At 63.5% G+C, this 18,606-nt stretch carries 14 protein-coding genes; 8 read left to right on the top strand and 6 right to left on the bottom strand.

The features are described from left to right. Positions 1-44 precede the first annotated feature (44 nt). A complete protein-coding gene (gene aceK / locus IT763_RS21210) occupies positions 45-1,799 on the top strand; it encodes a bifunctional isocitrate dehydrogenase kinase/phosphatase (RefSeq protein ID WP_049299936.1) in 1,755 nt (584 codons plus the stop codon). A 1-nt stretch (position 1,800) separates the two neighbouring features. Here aceK and IT763_RS21205 read toward each other — a convergent pair whose 3' ends face one another. From IT763_RS21205 to iclR, 5 genes are all read right to left on the bottom strand, one after another. Then, positions 1,801-2,442: a bifunctional 4-hydroxy-2-oxoglutarate aldolase/2-dehydro-3-deoxy-phosphogluconate aldolase gene (locus tag IT763_RS21205; RefSeq protein ID WP_016930304.1), complete on the bottom strand. Its 642-nt coding sequence runs from the start codon at positions 2,440-2,442 to the stop codon at positions 1,801-1,803. Between the two features lie 54 nt (positions 2,443-2,496). Continuing rightward, positions 2,497-4,311, bottom strand: coding sequence for a phosphogluconate dehydratase (gene edd / locus IT763_RS21200; RefSeq protein WP_033639249.1), 1,815 nt, complete (start codon positions 4,309-4,311; stop codon positions 2,497-2,499). Between the two features lie 98 nt (positions 4,312-4,409). Further along, positions 4,410-5,747 (bottom strand): gluconate transporter, encoded by a 1,338-nt coding sequence (gene gntU, locus IT763_RS21195; RefSeq protein ID WP_015379253.1) that lies wholly within the window; start codon positions 5,745-5,747, stop codon positions 4,410-4,412. Continuing rightward, positions 5,744-6,283: a gluconokinase gene (gntK, locus tag IT763_RS21190; RefSeq protein WP_004936645.1), complete on the bottom strand. Its 540-nt coding sequence runs from the start codon at positions 6,281-6,283 to the stop codon at positions 5,744-5,746. The genes gntU and gntK overlap by 4 nt, the downstream gene beginning before the upstream one ends. Positions 6,284-6,535: 252 nt before the next feature. Next, a complete protein-coding gene (iclR, locus tag IT763_RS21185) occupies positions 6,536-7,366 on the bottom strand; it encodes a glyoxylate bypass operon transcriptional repressor IclR (RefSeq protein WP_004936648.1) in 831 nt (276 codons plus the stop codon). A gap of 196 nt (positions 7,367-7,562) precedes the next feature. Here iclR and metH point away from each other — a divergent pair, with 196 nt between their 5' ends. Then, complete coding sequence (metH, locus tag IT763_RS21180; protein WP_197758830.1) at positions 7,563-11,258, top strand: methionine synthase; 3,696 nt, start codon at positions 7,563-7,565, stop codon at positions 11,256-11,258. Between the two features lie 38 nt (positions 11,259-11,296). On the opposite strand, the gene IT763_RS21175 is transcribed toward metH, so the two are convergent. Then, positions 11,297-12,007, bottom strand: coding sequence for a UTRA domain-containing protein (locus IT763_RS21175; RefSeq protein WP_004936656.1), 711 nt, complete (start codon positions 12,005-12,007; stop codon positions 11,297-11,299). Positions 12,008-12,197: 190 nt separating this feature from the next. Here IT763_RS21175 and IT763_RS21170 point away from each other — a divergent pair, with 190 nt between their 5' ends. From IT763_RS21170 to IT763_RS21145, 6 genes are all read left to right on the top strand, one after another. Further along, positions 12,198-13,259 (top strand): ABC transporter substrate-binding protein, encoded by a 1,062-nt coding sequence (locus IT763_RS21170; protein WP_206194985.1) that lies wholly within the window; start codon positions 12,198-12,200, stop codon positions 13,257-13,259. An 11-nt stretch (positions 13,260-13,270) separates the two neighbouring features. Next, on the top strand, positions 13,271-14,080 hold the full coding sequence (locus IT763_RS21165; protein ID WP_016930299.1) for an alkaline phosphatase family protein: 810 nt from the start codon (positions 13,271-13,273) through the stop codon (positions 14,078-14,080). Next, a complete protein-coding gene (locus IT763_RS21160) occupies positions 14,077-14,922 on the top strand; it encodes an ABC transporter permease subunit (RefSeq protein WP_016930298.1) in 846 nt (281 codons plus the stop codon). Before IT763_RS21165 ends, IT763_RS21160 begins: the two co-directional genes overlap by 4 nt. Positions 14,923-14,939: 17 nt before the next feature. Then, the gene (locus IT763_RS21155; RefSeq protein WP_033639254.1) at positions 14,940-15,725 is read left to right on the top strand and encodes an ABC transporter permease; all 786 of its coding nucleotides are present in this window, start codon (positions 14,940-14,942) and stop codon (positions 15,723-15,725) included. A 4-nt stretch (positions 15,726-15,729) separates the two neighbouring features. Then, on the top strand, positions 15,730-16,722 hold the full coding sequence (locus IT763_RS21150; protein ID WP_033651200.1) for an ABC transporter ATP-binding protein: 993 nt from the start codon (positions 15,730-15,732) through the stop codon (positions 16,720-16,722). Positions 16,723-16,929: 207 nt separating this feature from the next. Continuing rightward, on the top strand, positions 16,930-18,579 hold the full coding sequence (locus tag IT763_RS21145; protein ID WP_016930295.1) for a Na/Pi cotransporter family protein: 1,650 nt from the start codon (positions 16,930-16,932) through the stop codon (positions 18,577-18,579). Positions 18,580-18,606 lie beyond the last annotated feature (27 nt).

Raw genomic sequence — 18,606 nt, 5'->3', positions numbered from 1 at the left:
CGGAGCCTGCATGCGCAGGCTTCTTTTTCTGGCGGGGGGTAAGGATGGCGGCAAAACTGGAGTTGTTGATCGCACAGACGATCCTGCAAGGCTTCGATGCGCAGTACGGCCGCTTTCTGGAAGTGACCGCCGGCGCGCAGCAGCGCTTCGAGCAGGCGGACTGGCCGGCGGTGCAGCAGGCGATGAAAAAGCGCATCCATCTGTACGACCATCACGTCGGCCTGGTGGTGGAGCAGCTCAAATGCATCACCGGGCAGAAATATTTCGACGCCGACTTCCCCAGCCGGGTCAAAGCGGTCTATATCGACCTGTTGCCGGACTACCCGCGTTTCGAGATCGCCGAAAGCTTCTTTAACTCGGTCTATTGCCGGCTGTTCAAGCACCGCGATCTGACGCCGGACAAGCTGTTCGTGTTCAGTTCGCAGCCGGAACGGCGCTTTCGCGACATTCCGCGTCCGCTGGCGCGCGATTTTACCCCCAATGGCGATCTGCCGGCGATGCTGCGCAGCATCTTGAGCGATCTGCCGCTGCGGTTGCCGTGGGAGGATTTGACGCGCGATATTCGCTATATCACCCAGGCGCTGCAACGCGCCTTCAGCCCACAGCAACTGACGGGGGCGACCTTCCAGATCGCCAACGAGCTGTTCTATCGCAACAAGGCCGCCTGGCTGGTCGGCAAGCTGCGCCTGGCCGACGGCGTTTATCCGTTCTTGCTGCCGATCCACCACAGCGAGTCGGGCGCGCTGTTTATCGACGCCTGCCTGACCGGTAAGGCCGAGGCCAGCATCGTCTTCGGCTTCGCACGCTCTTATTTTATGGTCTACGCGCCGCTGCCGGCGGCGATGGTGGAGTGGCTGCGCGAGATCCTGCCGGGCAAGACCACCGCCGAGCTGTACATGGCGATCGGTTGCCAGAAGCACGGCAAAACCGAATGCTACCGCGAATACCTGACTTTTATGGCGCACTCGCAGGAGCAGTTCATCATTGCGCCGGGGGTTAAGGGCATGGTGATGCTGGTGTTTACCCTGCCGTCCTTCGATCGGGTGTTTAAAGTGATCAAAGACGAATTCGCCCCGCAAAAAGAGGTGACGCAGGCGCAGGTGATGGCTTGCTATCAGCTGGTGAAAGAGCACGATCGCGTCGGGCGCATGGCGGATACCCAGGAGTACGAGAATTTCGTCGTCGACAAGGCGCGCCTCAGCCCGGAACTGCTGGCGGAGCTGCGGCGCGAAGTGCCGGGCAAGCTGGAAGATCTTGGCGATCGCATCGTGATCAAACATCTGTATATGGAACGGCGCATGACCCCGCTGAATCTGTATCTGGAGCAGGCCAACGACCAGCAGATGCGCGATGCGATTGAAGAGTACGGCAATGCCATCAAACAGCTGGCCGCCGCCAATATCTTCCCCGGCGACATGCTGTTCAAGAACTTTGGCGTGACGCGCCACGGGCGGGTAGTGTTCTACGACTACGACGAGATTTGCTACATGACCGAGGTCAACTTCCGCGATATCCCGCCGCCGCGTTATCCGGAAGATGAACTGGCCAGCGAGCCGTGGTACAGCATCGCGCCCAACGACGTGTTCCCGGAAGAGTTCCGCCACTTTCTGTGCGGCGATCGGCGCATTCGGCAGATGTTTGAAGAGCTGCACAGCGATCTGTTTACCGCGGAGTATTGGCGCGGGTTGCAGCAGCGCATCCGCGAAGGGCATGTGGAAGACGTATTCGCTTATCGCAAGAAGCAGCGGTTCAGCCAGCGCAGCGGGGCGGCGCTGCCGGCCGCCACCGCTGCGATGTAAATCAGGCCTGAGCGCCCGCGACGGCGGCGCGCGCCAGTTCGGTAATGCGCGCGTAGTCGCCGCTTTCGAGCGCGTCCGCCGGCACCAGCCAGGAGCCGCCGATGCACAGCACGCTTTTCAGCGCCAGATAGCTGCGGTAGTTGTCCGGTGAGATGCCGCCGGTCGGGCAGAAACGCACCTGCGGGAACGGGCCGCCGATCGCCTGCAGCGCTTTTACGCCGCCGTTGGCTTCCGCCGGGAAGAATTTAAACTCGCGCAGGCCGTAATCCATGCCCTGCATCAGTTCGGAAACGGTGCTGATGCCCGGGATCAAGGGAATGGAACCGGCGGTGGCGGCCTTAAGCAGCTCGTCGGTCAGGCCTGGGCTGATGGCGAACTGCGCACCGGCTTCGGTCACTTCCCGCAACTGCTGCGGATTGATCACCGTACCGGCACCGATGATCGCTTCCGGCACCTCTTGGGCGATGGCGCGAATGGCGTCCATGGCGCAGGCGGTGCGCAGCGTCACCTCCAGCACCCGCACGCCGCCGGCGACCAGCGCTTTCGCCAGCGGCACCGCATATTCCAGCTTGTTGATCACGATGACCGGCACCACCGGCCCCGCCGTCAGGATCTGCTCGGCGCTTGTTGTCCACTTGTTCATGCTGACGTTCTCCTCTGTGGCCGCCGCCAGGCGGCGATGCGGCCAGGCTATCGATTAAAATTTGATGCAGCAGGCGCCCTGTTCGGCGCCGGACAGCTGGCTGCGCAGCGCGCCGAACAGCTCGCGGCCGCAGCCGATGTGTTCCGCGCTCAGATCGGGTTGGCATGGCGTGCGCCGGGCCAGTTCGTCGGCGTCGACCAGCACCTGCAGCTCGCCGCTGCGGCCGTTGACGCGGATCGGATCGCCGTCGCGCACTTTCGCCAGCAGGCCGCCGGTATAGGCTTCCGGGGTGACGTGGATGGCGGAAGGCACCTTGCCGGAGGCGCCGGACAGGCGGCCGTCGGTCACCAGCGCCACTTTGAAGCCGCGATCCATCAGCACGCCCAGCGGCGGCATCAGCTTGTGCAGCTCGGGCATGCCGTTGGCCTGCGGCCCCTGGAAACGCACCACCACCACACAATCGCGATCCAGCTTGCCGGCTTCGAACGCCGGCACGATGTCGTGCTGGCTGTCGAACACTACCGCCGGCGCTTCGATGATCTGGTTGTCGGCGGGCACCGCCGAGGTTTTCATCACCGCGCGGCCCAGGTTGCCGGCCATCACTTTGGTGCCGCCGTGATGTTCAAACGGCTGAGTGACGCTGGCGATCACGCTGGCGTCGAGCGAGCCGGCCACGCCTTCGCGCCACACCAGTTGGCCGTTATCCAGCCACGGTTCCTGGGTGTAGCGGCGCAGGCCGAAACCGGCCACGGTATGCACGTCTTCGTGCAGCAGCCCGTGTTGCAGCAGCTCTCGCACCACCAGCGGCACGCCGCCGGCGGCCTGGAACTGGTTGATGTCGGCCGGGCCGTTCGGGTAGATGCGGCACAGCAGCGGCACCGCCTCCGACAGCTCCGAGAAATCGTCCCAGGTGATGATGATGCCCGCCGCGCGCGCCATCGCCACCAGATGCATGGTCAGGTTGGTGGAGCCGCCGGTGGCCAGCAGCGAGACGATGCCGTTCACCACCACTTTCTCGTCCACCAGGCGGCCGATCGGCAGGTAGTTGCCGGCGGTATCGGTCAGTCGGGTCACCTGGCGCGCGGCGGCGTCGTTCAGCGCGTCGCGCAGCGGCGTGTCAGGATGGACGAAGGAGGCGCCCGGCAGATGCAGGCCCATCACTTCCATCACCATCTGGTTGGTGTTGGCGGTGCCGTAGAAGGTGCAGGTGCCGATGCCGTGATAAGAGGCGGCCTCGGCCTCCAGCAGCGCCAGGCGGTCAGCCTTGCCTTCGGCGTACAGCTGGCGTACGCGCACCTTTTCCTTGTTCGGCAGGCCGCTGCTCATCGGGCCGGCCGGCACGAACAGCGCGGGCAGGTGGCCGAAGGAGAGGGCGGCCATCACCAGCCCCGGTACGATCTTGTCGCAGATGCCGAGGAACAGCGCGCCGTCGAACATATTGTGCGACAGGCCGACGGCGGCCGACATGGCGATCACGTCGCGGCTCATCAACGACAGCTCCATGCCGTCCTGCCCCTGCGTCACGCCGTCGCACATCGCCGGCACGCCGCCGGCCACCTGGCCCACGGCGCCGACCGCCTTCAGCGCCTGCTTCAGCCGCTGCGGGTAGTGTTCATACGGCTGGTGGGCCGACAGCATGTCGTTGTAGGCGGTGATGATGGCGATATCGCTGCGCACCATGTTTTTCAGCGACGCCTTGTCATCGGGCTGACAGGCGGCGAAGCCGTGGGCCAGGTTGCCGCAGGCCAGCTGCGCGCGGTGGACGGTTTGGGCGCGGGCCGCCTCGATACGCGCCAGATAGGCGGCGCGGCTGGCCTGGGAACGGTCGATGATGCGCTGTGTGACACGGGACAAGGTTGGATTAATCATGCCTTCCTCACATTGCTGTTGTTATAGTCGCCGCCTGTGGCGGTGCCCCCGGGGGTGATTTGCAGCCCTGGTGTGCAAGGCCGGGGGCGATTTGGGATTTAAAACATCGTGAATGCAATCATGCCGATGGCGCCGCCGACGCTGCCCAGAATGGTTTCCATCACCGTCCAGGTTTTCAGCGTTTGCAGTTCGTTGGCGCCGGTAAATTTGCCGAACAGCCAGAAGCCGGCGTCGTTGACGTGGCTCAGCACGATGGAGCCGCCGGCGATGCAGATGGCCAGCGCGGCCAGTTGCCCGCCGCTGAGCCCGAGCTGGCTGGTGACCGGCAGCACCAGGCCGACGGTGGTCAGGCAGGCGACGGTGGCCGAGCCCTGAATCACCCGCACCATGGCGGACAGCGCGAACGCGGCTACGGCGATCGGCAGGCCGGCGCCGATCATGGCGTCACCCAGCGCCGGCCCGACGCCGGAATCCACCAGGATCTGCTTGAACACCCCGCCGGCGCCGGTCATCAGCAGGATGATCCCGGCCGGCTGCACCGCGGCGGAGCAGATGGCCAGGGTCTGTTCGTTGCTCATGCCGCGCGGTTTCGCCAGACCGTAAATCACGATCAGGCAGGCCAGCAGGATGGCGGTGAACGGGTGGCCGATAAACTCCAGCCACTGCTGCAGCTGCGAGCCGGGGGTGACCAGCCGCGCGCCGATAGTCTTCATGCCGACCAGCACCAGCGGGCACAGCACCAGCGCCAGGCTAAAGCCGAACGACGGCAGATTGCCCTTGGTCAGCGTCGGTTCGTTCTCTTCCGGCGGCATTGGCCAGTTGACGAAGCGGCTGATAAAGCTGCCGTACAGCGGGCCGGCGATCAGCATGCCGATCACCGCCGCCACCAGGCCGATGGCGATCATCCAGCCGAAGTCGGCCTTCATCTGCGACGCCAGCAGCATCGGCACCGGCCCCGGCAGCAGGAAGGACGCGGCGGCGGCCACGCCGGCGAACAGCGGGATGGCCAGCTTGACGATATTGCCGTCGGTGCGGCGCGCCACGGCGAACACGATGCCGATCAGCAGCACCACCGCCACGTCGAAGAACAGCGGCAGCGCGCAGATCAGGCCGGCGATGCCGAGCGCGTAGTGCGCCTTGCTTTGTCCGAATCGTTTCAGCAATTGCGCCGCAATTTGATCGAGCGCGCCGACCTCATGCAGGATCTTGCCGAACATCGCCCCGAGCGCCACCACGATCGCCAGGAAGCCCAGCGTGTCGCCCATGCCTTTCTGCATGGTGTCGGCGATGTGTTCCAGCGGCATGCCGGAGAAAATGCCGGCGGCGATGGACACCAGCATCAGCGCGACGAAGGCGTGCATGCGCGCCTTCATCACCAGGAATAACAGCAGTAAAACCGAGCCGACTGCGGTACCGACCAGCGTTACGGTACTCACGCGCACACGTCCTGCGGCAGGAAGCTCTGGATATGGCGCACGGTATCGGCGATCACCGCGTCCAGCGGCTGATTGATGTCGATCGCCATCACGTCGTTCTCGTCGGCGCCCGGCTGCTCCAGCGCGGCGAACTGGGTGACCAGCATCTGCGGCTTGAAGAAGTGGCCGTTGCGCGCCGCCAGGCGGGATTCGATCACCGGGAACTCGCCGTGCAGATAGATGAATGACAGGTTGCCGTTGCCGGCGCGCAGGCGGTCGCGATACTGCTTTTTCAACGCCGAGCAGACGATGATCGACACGTTGTTAGTGCGTTGCATGGCGAAGGCGGCGTCGTTGAGCGCGGCCAGCCACGGCGCGCGATCGTCGTCGTTCAACGCCTCGCCGGCGGCCATCTTCAGGATATTGCTGCGCGGGTGCAGGAAGTCGCCGTCGAGGAAGCCGGCGGAGAGTTGGCGGGCCGCAGCGGCGGCGACGGCGGACTTGCCGCTGCCGGAAACGCCCATAACGACGTAAATGCGATTTTGATTGTTGGTCATGGCTTGGCTCCAAAACACCGGGTGACGTTACCTTCGTTCAGTTTGATTGTTACCGGTAACATGTTATCGGTAACATTGTCGAAGGAAGTTTGAGCGGTTGCAATGGGCTTTCGCCGTGAGGATCGTTAACTGTGATCGGCTTCAAGCTTTTTGCCTGTGTGCTAAACAGGATGCCGACAGCCTGTTACATGCTGACAACAGAGCATGGCAGGGAAGCAGGGGCGCGCTGGGGCGCCCCTCAGATGGGCGGGATCAGCGCACGCCGCCGTAGGCTAGGCTGATCTCTTTGGCCGCATGGATCACCAGCGCGCCCAGCTCGATCACGCGATCGTCGGTGATGCGCGACACCGGGCCGGAGATGGAAATGGCGGCGAAGGCTTCGCGGTGCTCGTCGAAGATGCAGGCCGCCACGCAGCGCAGGCCGAGCGCGTGCTCTTCGTCGTCAAAGGAGAAGCCCTGTTTGCGGATCTGCGCCAGCCCCTCTTTCAGGTTGTGCGGCGTCAGGGTGTGCGGCGTGTAGGTGTGCATGCCTTTCTTGTGCAACAGTTTGGTCACCTGATCGTCCGGCAGGGTGGCGAGGAACGCTTTGCCGGCGCCGGAGGCGTGCATCGGCAGTTTGCCGCCGATCGGCGCCGACATGCGCATCAGCGCCGTACACTGCACCTGATCGATGATGATCGCCTGGTACTCGCTGGTATCCAGCACCGCCAGGTTGACGGTTTCGCCGGACTCTTCCATCAGGCGGCGCAGCGTCGGATGCACCATCGCCAGCAGGTTGCGGCTTTGCAGGAAGCTACTGCCGACCACAAAAGCGTGCGAGCCGATGGTCCACAGGCCGAGATCGCCGACCTGGCGCACGAATCCCTGCTGCTGCATGGTGGTGAGCAGGCGGTGAGTGGTGGAGTTCGGCAGGCCGGCCTGCTGGGCCAGATCGGTCAGCGCCACGTTGCCCTGGGCTTCCGAAATGTATTCCAACAGTTTCAGGCCACGGGTCAACGATTGTACCTGACCGGTCGCCGCACTGGCGGCGGGGGCTGCTGCGCGGGGCTTCTTGCCGCGCTTGGCGGGAGCAGGGGTGGCCATGGGTGAGATTCCTTTTTCCGTATGATGGAATTCATTTTCGTTTTTTGTCGATGAATTGCAAGCCGCCGTCAGCTCATCGGAGGTGTTGGCGCACAACCTGAAAAACTCTCAATTGTCGCCTGGCCCTTTGTCCTTACAAGCTGTGCTAGGATGACTCGTTGGTGTTTGCGGCAGTTGAGCAATGGGCTGGATGGCAATGGAAGGGGTTACAGTGACGAATCGAGTAGAACAACTGCGCCGCCAGTTAGCGCAGCGCATTTTGGTGTTGGACGGCGGCATGGGCACCATGATCCAGAGCTACCGTCTGGACGAGCGCGATTTTCGCGGTGAGCGTTTCGCCGACTGGCGCAGCGATCTGAAAGGCAATAACGATCTGCTGGTGCTGACCAAGCCGGAAGTGATCACCGCCATTCATTACGCCTATCTTGAGGCGGGCGCCGATATCCTTGAGACCAATACCTTCAACTCCACCTCCATCGCCATGGCCGACTACCACATGGAGTCGCTGTCCGCCGAGATTAACTATCAGGCCGCCTGCCTGGCGCGCGCCTGCGCCGACGAATGGACGGCGCGCACGCCGGAAAAACCGCGCTACGTCGCCGGGGTGTTGGGGCCGACCAACCGCACCGCGTCCATCTCGCCGAACGTCAACGATCCGGCGTTCCGCAACATCTCGTTCGATGAACTGGTGGCGGCGTACCGTGAATCGACCCGCGCGCTGGTGGAGGGCGGCGTCGATCTGATCATGATCGAAACCATCTTCGACACCCTCAACGCCAAGGCCGCCGCTTTTGCGGTGGAAACCGAATTCGAAGCGCTGGGGGTGGAACTGCCGATCATGATTTCCGGCACCATCACCGACGCCTCCGGCCGCACCCTGTCCGGCCAGACCACCGAAGCGTTTTACAATTCGCTGCGCCACGTCAAACCGCTGACCTTCGGCCTGAACTGCGCCCTGGGCCCGGATGAGCTGCGCCAGTACGTCGCCGAGCTGGCGCGCATCTCGGAGACCTATGTCACCGCGCACCCGAACGCCGGTTTGCCGAACGCCTTCGGCGAGTACGATCTGGATGCGGCCGAGATGGCGCGCCAGGTCGGGGAGTGGGCGCAGGCCGGCTTCCTCAATATCATCGGCGGCTGCTGCGGCACCACGCCGGAACATATCGCCGCGATGGCCAAGGCGGTCGAGGGCGTGCCGCCGCGCCGGCTGCCGGATATCCCGGTCGCCTGCCGCCTGGCCGGTCTGGAGCCGCTGACCATCGACGCCAACACCCTGTTCGTCAACGTCGGCGAGCGCACCAACGTCACCGGTTCGGCGCGTTTCAAACGCTTGATCAAAGAAGAGAAATACAACGAGGCGCTCGACGTGGCGCGCCAGCAGGTCGAGAGCGGCGCGCAGATCATCGACATCAACATGGACGAGGGGATGCTCGACGCCGAAGCGGCGATGGTGCGCTTCCTCAACCTGATCGCCGGCGAGCCGGATATCGCCCGGGTGCCGATCATGATCGACTCCTCCAAGTGGTCCGTTATCGAGAAAGGCCTGAAGTGCATTCAGGGCAAGGGCATCGTCAACTCGATCTCGATGAAGGAGGGCGAAGAGGCCTTTATCCACCACGCCAGGCTGGTGCGCCGCTATGGCGCCGCGGTGGTGGTGATGGCGTTCGACGAAGTGGGCCAGGCGGACACCCGCGAGCGCAAGTTCGAGATCTGTCGCCGCGCCTATAAAATTTTGACCGAACGCGTTGGCTTCCCGCCGGAAGACATCATTTTCGACCCGAACATCTTCGCCGTCGCCACCGGCATCGATGAGCACAACAACTACGCCGTCGACTTTATCGAAGCCTGCGCCGACATCAAAACCCACCTGCCGCACGCGATGATCTCCGGCGGGGTGTCCAACGTGTCGTTCTCGTTCCGCGGCAACGATCCGGTGCGTGAAGCGATCCACGCGGTGTTCCTGTATCACGCCATTCGCAACGGCATGGACATGGGCATCGTCAACGCCGGGCAGCTGGCGATTTACGACGATCTGCCTGGCGAGCTGCGCGAGGCGGTAGAGGACGTGATCCTCAACCGTCGCGAGGACGGCACCGAACGCCTGCTGGAGCTGGCGGAAAAGTACCGCGGCAGCAAAGACGGCGAAGCGGCGGTGCAGCAGGCGGAGTGGCGCGGCTGGCCGGTGGAGAAGCGGCTGGAATATTCGCTGGTGAAGGGCATCACCGAGTTTATCGAGCTGGACACCGAAGACGCGCGGCAGCAGGCCGAACGCCCGATCGAAGTGATCGAAGGGCCGCTGATGGCAGGGATGAACGTGGTCGGCGATCTGTTCGGCGAGGGCAAGATGTTCCTGCCGCAGGTGGTGAAATCCGCCCGCGTGATGAAGCAGGCGGTGGCCTACCTGGAACCGTACATCGAGGCCAGCAAGCAGCAGGGCACCTCCGCGGGGAAAATCCTGCTGGCGACGGTGAAGGGCGACGTGCACGACATCGGCAAGAACATCGTCGGCGTGGTGCTGCAGTGCAACAACTATGAAATCGTCGATCTAGGCGTGATGGTGCCGACGGAGAAAATCCTGCGCACCGCGCGCGAGGAGAACGTCGACATCATCGGCCTGTCGGGGCTGATCACGCCGTCGCTCGACGAGATGGTCAACGTGGCCAAAGAGATGGAGCGCCAGGGCTTTACGCTGCCGCTGCTGATCGGCGGCGCCACCACCTCCAAGGCGCACACCGCGGTGAAAATCGAGCAGAACTACAGCGGCCCGACCACCTACGTGCAGAACGCCTCGCGCACCGTGGGCGTGGTGTCGGCGCTGCTGTCCGCCACCCAGCGCGATGAGTTTGTGGCGCGCACCCGCAAAGAGTATGAAACGGTGCGCATTCAGCACGCGCGCAAAAAACCGCGCACGCCGCCGGTCGATTTGCACAAGGCGCGCGCCAACGCCATGGCGCTGGACTGGGCCGACTATCAGCCGCCGGCGCCACGGCAGCTTGGCGTATTCCCGGTGTCGGCCGGCATCGAGACGCTGCGCCATTATATCGACTGGACGCCGTTCTTCATGACCTGGTCGCTGGCGGGCAAATACCCGCGCATCCTCGAGGATGAGGTGGTGGGGGAAGAGGCCAAGCGCCTGTTCCACGACGCCAATCAGATGTTGGATCGGCTGGCGGCCGAGCGTAGCCTCAACCCGCGCGGCGTTTACGGTTTGTTCCCGGCCAACCGCGTCGGCGACGACGTGGAAGTGTACTGCGACGAACAGCGCGGCGAGGTGCTGGCGGTGAGTCGCCATCTGCGCCAGCAGACGGAAAAAACCGACTTCCCGAACTATTGTCTGGCGGACTTCGTGGCGCCGAAAAGCAGCGGCAAGGCTGACTACTTCGGTGCCTTCGCGGTGACCGGCGGGCTGGAGGAGGACGCGCTGGCCGCGGCGTACGATGCACAGCACGACGATTACAACAAAATCATGGTCAAGGCGCTGGCGGATCGTTTGGCGGAGGCTTTCGCCGAATACCTGCACGAACAGGTGCGCAAGTTGCACTGGGGTTATGCCGCCGACGAGAACCTGAGCAACGAGGAACTGATCCGCGAAAACTATCAGGGCATCCGGCCGGCGCCGGGCTACCCGGCCTGCCCGGAGCACACCGAAAAAGCGACCATCTGGCAGCTGCTGGACGTCAACCGCCACACCGGCATGGAGCTGACGGAGTCCTTCGCCATGTGGCCGGGGGCGGCGGTGTCCGGCTGGTACTTCAGCCATCCTGAGAGCAAGTACTTCGCGGTGGCGCAGATCCAGCGCGATCAGGTGGAAGACTATGCGGCGCGTAAAGGGATGAGCGTGAGCGAGGTCGAACGCTGGCTGGCGCCAAACCTCGGCTACGACGCCGACTGACTTTCCTCTTTAAGGGCGCAGCGATGCGCCCTTGTCATTTACAGCGCTTCCACATCGATGTGCAGCGCGTCGTACCGCCAATACTCCAGGTCGCAATCGATCACCCGGTCATGTTGATCGCGATTCACCCGCGTAATGAACAGCGCCGGGCTGCCGTAGGTCACCTTCAGCATGGCGGCGGCCTGCTGCGGCAGCAGGGTAGGCAGCATGTCGAAACGCACCCGGCCGTAGTGAATGCCGTAGCGCGCGGCGTACAGCGCGGTCAGCGACTGGGTCAGATCTTCGTCCAGAATACCGGGGAAATAGGCCGGATTGAGGTAGTGCTCGCAGTACAGCACCGCACGTCCGTCGATGTAGCGCAGCCGACGAATGCGATAGGCCTCGGCGCCGGAGGGCAGCGCCAGGCGGCCGGCCAGCGGCGCGTCGAGCGTGACGACCGCGCTGTCGATCGCTTCGGTATGCGCGGCGCGCCCCTGCTGCTGCGCCATGGCGTGAAAATGGCTGCGCTGCAGCGGATTGTAGATCAACCGTGGCGGCGAGATGAACCAGCCGCGTCGCACCTGGCGGTAGATGACGCCCTGCGCCTCCAACTGGCCGAGCGCCTCCTGCAGGGTAATGCGGGTGGTGGCGAATTGCTCGCTCAGGGCGCGTTCGGAGGGCAGCTTGCCGCCCACGGCGAACTCGCCGGCGGTGATGCGGGCGTGCAGCGTTTGGCAGATGGTGGCGACGGTCGTCGGTGCTTCACTCATACAGCGGGTGTCCCGTTTCAGTGCGTTTGGCCTTTAAGGTAGACCAGCGTCGCGTTTTCGCCGTTGCAATGGGTGATAAAACTGTCGCTTTTTTAAGCTGACATATAATTATCACATTCGTCCGTTAGATTGGTTTGGTCCTTGCTGGACTAGTCCAGCCCTCCCCACACTACCACCTGGAGCATCAGTTATGAAACGTTTGTGCGCTTCTGTGTTAACCAGTGCCATCGTGTTATCCAGCCAGATGAGCTGGGCCGCGGATACCGATCTGGCGGCGCTGGAGCAGGCCGCGAAGAAAGAAGGCGAAGTCAACAGCGTCGGCATGCCGGACAGCTGGGCCAACTGGAAAGGCACCTGGCAAGATCTGTTGAGCAAGTACGGCCTGAAGCATGTCGATACCGACATGAGCTCCGCGCAGGAGATCGCCAAATTCGATGCGGAAAAGAACAACGCCACGGCGGACATTGGTGACGTCGGCGCGGCCTTCGGCCCGGTGGCGGTACAGAAGGGCGTGACGCAGCCGTACAAACCTTCTACCTGGGATCAGGTGCCGGATTGGGCGAAAGACAAAGACGGCCACTGGGCGCTGGCTTATACCGGCACCATCGCCTTTATCATCAACAAACAGCAGGTGAAAGACATCCCGCACAGCTGGGCCGATCTGCTGAAGGGCAACTATCAGGTCACCATCGGCGACGTCGGCACCGCGTCGCAGGCGGCCAGCGGCGTGCTGGCGGCCACCTACGCCATGGGCGGCAACGAGAAAAACCTCAAGCCGGGCCTGGAATTCTTCGGCAAGCTGGCCAAGGCCGGCCGACTGAGCCTGAGTAACCCGGTGATCGCATCGCTGGAGAAAGGGGAAGTGCAGGTTGGCGTGGTGTGGGACTTCAACGGCCTGAATTACCGCGACCAGATCGACAAAACCCGTTTTGAAGTGCTGATCCCGTCGGACGGCTCGATCACCTCCGGCTACACCACCATCATCAACAAATACGCCAAGCACCCGAACGCCGCCAAACTGGCGCGCGAATACATCTTCTCCGACGCCGGCCAGATCAACCTGGCGCGCGGCTATGCGCGTCCGATCCGCGCCGAGCATCTGACGCTGCCGGACGACGTCAAGGCCAAGCTGCTGCCGGCCGAGCAGTACAAGAATGCGCACCCGATCGCCGATCCGGCGGCCTGGGAACAGAGCGCCAAAGCGCTGCCGCGCCGGTGGCAGGAAAACGTCATTATGTTTATGCAGCAGTGAGTTAACGCACCATGAAAACGATCCTCGTGCTGCTGGACGGCCTCAACTACCGGGTGGCGCACGACGCCATGGGGTATCTGCAGGCCGAATGCGCGGCGGGACGCGGGCGGTTGTACCTGCTGGAGAGCGAGTTACCCTCGCTCTCCCGGCCGCTGTATGAATGCATCCTCACCGGCGTCACGCCGGTGGAGAGCGGCGTGGTGCATAACCACGTCTCGCGCCTTTCTCATCAACAAAGCGTGTTTCATTACGCGCGCGCCGCCGGGCTGACCACCGCCGCCGCCGCGTATCATTGGTTCAGCGAATTGTATAACCGCACGCCGTTCGACGCCGCGCGCGACCGCCATACCGACGCCCCCGAGCTGCCTATCCAGCACGGGCATTTTTATTACGACGACGGCTATCCCGACAGCCATCTGTTCGACGACGCCGAAAGCCTGCGCCAGCGTCATCAGCCGGACTTCCTGCTGATCCACCCGATGAACATCGACGATGCCGGCCACCGCTTTGGCCTCTCTTCGCCGCAGTACCGCAACGCGGCGCGCCGCGCCGACGGTTCGCTGTCGCGTTACCTGCCCGAGTGGCTGGCGGCCGGTTATCAGGTGCTGGTTACCGCCGACCACGGCATGAACGACGATCGCAGCCACGGCGGGGTGTTGCCGGAAGAGCGCCAGGTGCCGCTGTTCGTATTCGGCGCGGGCTTCAGCCTGGATGACGCCGATCCGCAGCAAACCGAGCTGTGCGGCACGATCTGCGATCTGCTGCAGGCGCCGCACGACAAGCCGCGCTGCCGGGCGCTGCTGGCGCAGGATGCGCGATGAACAGCAAAACCAAATGGATCGCCGCGCTATGCCTGCTGCCGTTTATCGTGCTGTTCGGCGCGTTTCAGATCGCCCCGCTGGTGTGGATCGCGGTTCACAGCTTTTTCAGCGAGAGCAGCGGCTGGGGATGGGGCAACTATGTCGATATCCTCACGTCGCCGTTCTACCTGCAGGCCTTTCAGTTCTCGCTGGAGATCTCGCTGTGGTCGAGCGTCTACGGCTTGCTGATTGCGTTAGTGGGCAGTTACTCACTGCGTCAGCTCGGCCAGACCCGGTTTCATGACTTTGTGATGTCGTTCACCAACATGACCAGCAACTTCGCCGGGGTGCCGCTGGCGTTCGCCTTCGTCATTCTGCTGGGGCTGAACGGCTGCCTGACGCTGCTGCTGCGAAAATACGGTTTGATGGAGAGCTTCAACCTCTATTCGAAGAGCGGCCTGATCGTGTTGTATACCTACTTCCAGATCCCGCTCGGGGTGCTGCTGCTGTATCCGGCATTCGACGCGCTGCGCGCCGACTGGCGCGAATCGGCGGCGCTGCTTGGCGCCGGCCCCTGGCGCTACTGGCGGCATATCGGCCTGCCGGTGCTGGCGCCGGCGCTGATGGGCACCTTCGTCATCCTGCTGGCCAACGCGCTGGGCGCCTACGCCACGGTGTACGCGCTGACCACCGGCAACTTCAACGTGATCCCGATCCGCATCTCGGCGCTGGTGGCGGGGGATATTTCCCTCGATCCGAACCTGGCCAGCGCGTTGGCGATGCTGCTGGTGGTAATGATGGCGTTTATCACGGTGATCCACCAATGGATGCTGCGCAGGAGTTACCTCAATGCGCGCTCATAATCGGATGGAGAATGCTCATGTCGCGTGCTGAACGCCTCTATCACCGCACGGTGACCGGCCTGCTGCTGCTGATCCTGCTGCTGCCGCTGGCGGCGACGCTGATTTATGCGCTGGCCACCCAGTGGGGCGCCACCATTTTACCGGACGGCTTTACCCTGAAGTGGCTGACGGCGCTGTGGAGCGACCCGCGCTTTTTGCAGGCGCTGTGGCACTCGCTGCTGATCTGCTTCGGCACGCTGCTGCTGTCGGTGGTGGTGATCCTGCCGGCGATGTTTGTAATCGCTTACTACTTCCCTAGGCTTGACGCGGTGATGAATGTGCTGATTCTGCTGCCGTTCGCCGTGCCGCCGGTGGTGTCGGCGGTGGGGCTGATGCAGCTGTTCGCCGCCGATCCGCTGCCGCTGCTCGGCACTCCCTGGATTTTGGTGGGCTGTTATTTCACCATCGCGCTGCCGTTTATCTACCGAGCCATCAGCAACAACATGCAGGCGATCAACCTGCGCGATCTGATGGACGCCGCGCACCTGCTGGGCGCCAGCACCTGGCAGGCGGCGCTGTGGGTGGTGTTGCCGAATCTGCGCAAGGGCGGAACGATCGCCGTGCTGCTGTCGTTTTCGTTCCTGATCGGCGAGTTCGTGTTCGCCAACCTGCTGGTGGGCAGCCAGTATGAAACGCTGCAGGTCTACCTGTTCAACATGCGCAACGGCAGCGGGCATTTCACCAGCGCGCTGGTCATCTCTTATTTCGCCGTGGTGCTGCTCGTCACCTGGCTGGCGAACCTGCTGAATAAAAACAAGGGTTAACCCGATGGCTTATCTCAACGTCACCCGTTTGAACAAACACTATGGCCAGACTCAGGTGTTTCAGGATATCGATTTCACCGCCGAAGAGGGGGAGTTCGTCACCCTGCTGGGGCCGAGCGGCTGCGGCAAATCGACGCTGCTGCGCTGTCTGGCCGGCCTGACCCCGGTCGACAGCGGGCAAATTTTGCTGCAGGGCCAGGATCTGGTGCCGCTGGCGCCGCAAAAGCGCGGCATCGGCATGGTGTTTCAAAGTTATGCGCTGTTTCCCAATATGACGGTGGAAGGCAACGTGGCCTTCGGCCTGAAAATGCAGAAGCTGGCGGCCGGACAGATCGGACAGCGGGTGCAGGAGGCGCTGGCGCTGGTGGAGCTGAGCGATTTGGCGAAGCGCTATCCGCATCAGCTGTCGGGCGGCCAGTGTCAGCGCGTAGCGTTGGCGCGATCGCTGGTCACTCGCCCGCGTCTGCTGCTGCTCGACGAACCGCTGTCGGCGCTGGATGCGCGTATTCGCAAACACCTGCGCGAGCAGATCCGGCGCATTCAGCGCGAGCTGAACCTGACGGCGATCTTCGTCACCCACGATCAGGAAGAGGCGCTGACCCTGTCGGATCGCATCGTGCTGATGAACAAGGGGCAGATCGTGCAGAGCGGCGATGCGGAAACCCTGTATACCCAGCCGGCGGATGCCTTCGCCGCCGGGTTTATCGGCAACTACAACCTGCTGAGCGCCGAACAGGCCGGCCGCTTGACCGGGCGCAGCTATGTCGGCAAGGTGGCGATCCGCCCCGAATCGATCGGCCTGTTGCCGGCGGGACAGGGGATCGGCGGGGTGATCCTGGGTCACAGTTTGCTCGGGAATGTGGTACGGTATCGGATTCAGGTTTGCGAGGTAGAATTGCTGGTTGACGTGCTCAACCGTTCGGTGGCCGACCTGCGGCCCGACGGCGCGGAAATTGGGCTACACTTGGAACCTGTTGTATTGCGGGAAGTTGCATGACTTCGCAGCGCGGCGCCGGGGCCTTCTCGCCGCCGCATTAACCCTTCTCTTCTGCGGTCTGCCGCCCGCCCGCTGTCCTGCCAGACCCACGCCCGGCAGGCGGGACCGCGCGCTGTATCCGTCATCCTTTGGCTCGCCTCTCTGCGTCGCGTGACAAGCATCGGGTATCAGCCTCCTTTGGCCGGGCGTTAATGGAGCGTATCTTCCGTGCTGACCCTTCTTCACCTGCTTTCGTCCGTGGCGCTGTTGGTGTGGGGCACCCACATCGTGCGCACCGGGATCATGCGGGTTTACGGCGCCAATCTGCGGCGCGTGTTGAGCGACAGCGTTGAGAAAAAACCGCTGGCGTTCGTTTCCGGCATCGGCGTGACCGCGCTGGTGCAAAGCAGCAACGCCACCGCGCTGCTGGTGACCTCTTTCGTCGCACAGGGGCTGGTGGGGCTGGCGCCTGCGCTGGTGATCATGCTCGGCGCCGACGTCGGCACCGCGCTGATGGCGCGCGTGCTGACCTTCGATCTTTCCTGGCTGTCGCCGCTGCTGATCCTGGTCGGCGTCTTCCTGTTCCTCAGCCGCAAGCAGATGCGGATCGGCCAGATCGGACGCGTTCTGATCGGCCTCGGGCTGATCGTACTGGCGCTGGAGCTGATCGTGGCCGCCGCCACGCCGATCACCCAGGCGGCCGGGGTGAAAGTGCTGTTCTCATCGCTGACCGGCGATGTGATGCTGGACGCGCTGACCGGCGCGCTGTTCGCCATTGTCAGCTATTCCAGCCTGGCGGCGGTGCTGCTGACCGCTACCCTGACTGCCACCGGCGTGATTTCGCTGAAGGTGGCGCTCTGTCTGGTGATCGGCGCCAACCTCGGCAGCGGCCTGTTGGCGATGATCAACGCCAGCGGCCAGAACGCCGCGGGGCGGCGCGTGGCGCTCGGCAGCCTGCTGTTCAAGCTGGTGGGCTGCATACTGGTGCTGCCGTTCGTCTCCTATCTGGCGGATTTGATGGCTCAGCTGCCGGGCGGCAGCGAAGAGCTGGTGATCTATTTCCACGTGTTCTACAACCTGATCCGCTGCCTGGTGATGATCCCGCTGGCCGGGCCGATGGCGACGCTGTGCGAACGGCTGATCGTCGACGAAGCGGCCGACGATCCGCGCATGAGGCCGCGCCATCTTGACGCCAGCGCGCTGGACACGCCGACGCTGGCGTTGGCCAACGCGGCGCGTGAAACGCTGCGCATGGGCGACGTGGTGGAACACATGATGATCCTGCAACGTGAAGTGCTGCACGGTAAGCAGGGAGTCGATAAAGAGGTGCGGCGCCTCGACGATGACGTCGACGTGCTGTACACCGCCATCAAGCTGTATCTGGCGCAGATCCAGAAGGAAGATCTGGGCGAGGAAGACTCGCGCCGCTGGGCGGAAATCATCGAAATGGCGCTTAACCTGGAACAGGCGGGCGACATCATCGAGCGCATGGCCGGCGACGTGGGCGCCAAGTCGCACGCCGCGCGCCGCGCCTTCTCGGCGGAAGGGTTGGCGGAGCTGGACGGGCTGCACGAACGGCTGATCGGCAACCTGCGCCTGGGGCTGTCGGTGTTCCTGTCCGGCGACGTCACCAGCGCCAAACGCCTGCGCCGTTCCAAGCATCGCTTCCGCATTTTGGATCGCCGCTACGCGCATGCGCACGTCGATCGTTTGCACCAGCAAAACGTGCAGAGCATCGAGACCAGTTCACTGCATTTGGGATTGTTGGGGGACATGAAGCGCCTGAACTCGCTGTTTTGCGCCGTGGCTTACAACGTGTTGGATCAGGATGCCAAGGATGACGATCGCGACTGGGAAGATACCCCGAGCACGCTGTAAAAAAAACGCCCCCGGAAAACCGGGGGC

The sequence above is a fragment of the Serratia sp. CMO1 genome, assembly GCF_015689115.1.
Lineage (GTDB): Bacteria > Pseudomonadota > Gammaproteobacteria > Enterobacterales > Enterobacteriaceae > Serratia > Serratia marcescens.
Note: the sequence above shows the minus strand (reverse complement) of the source record. Positions and strands in the feature narration are given on the sequence as shown.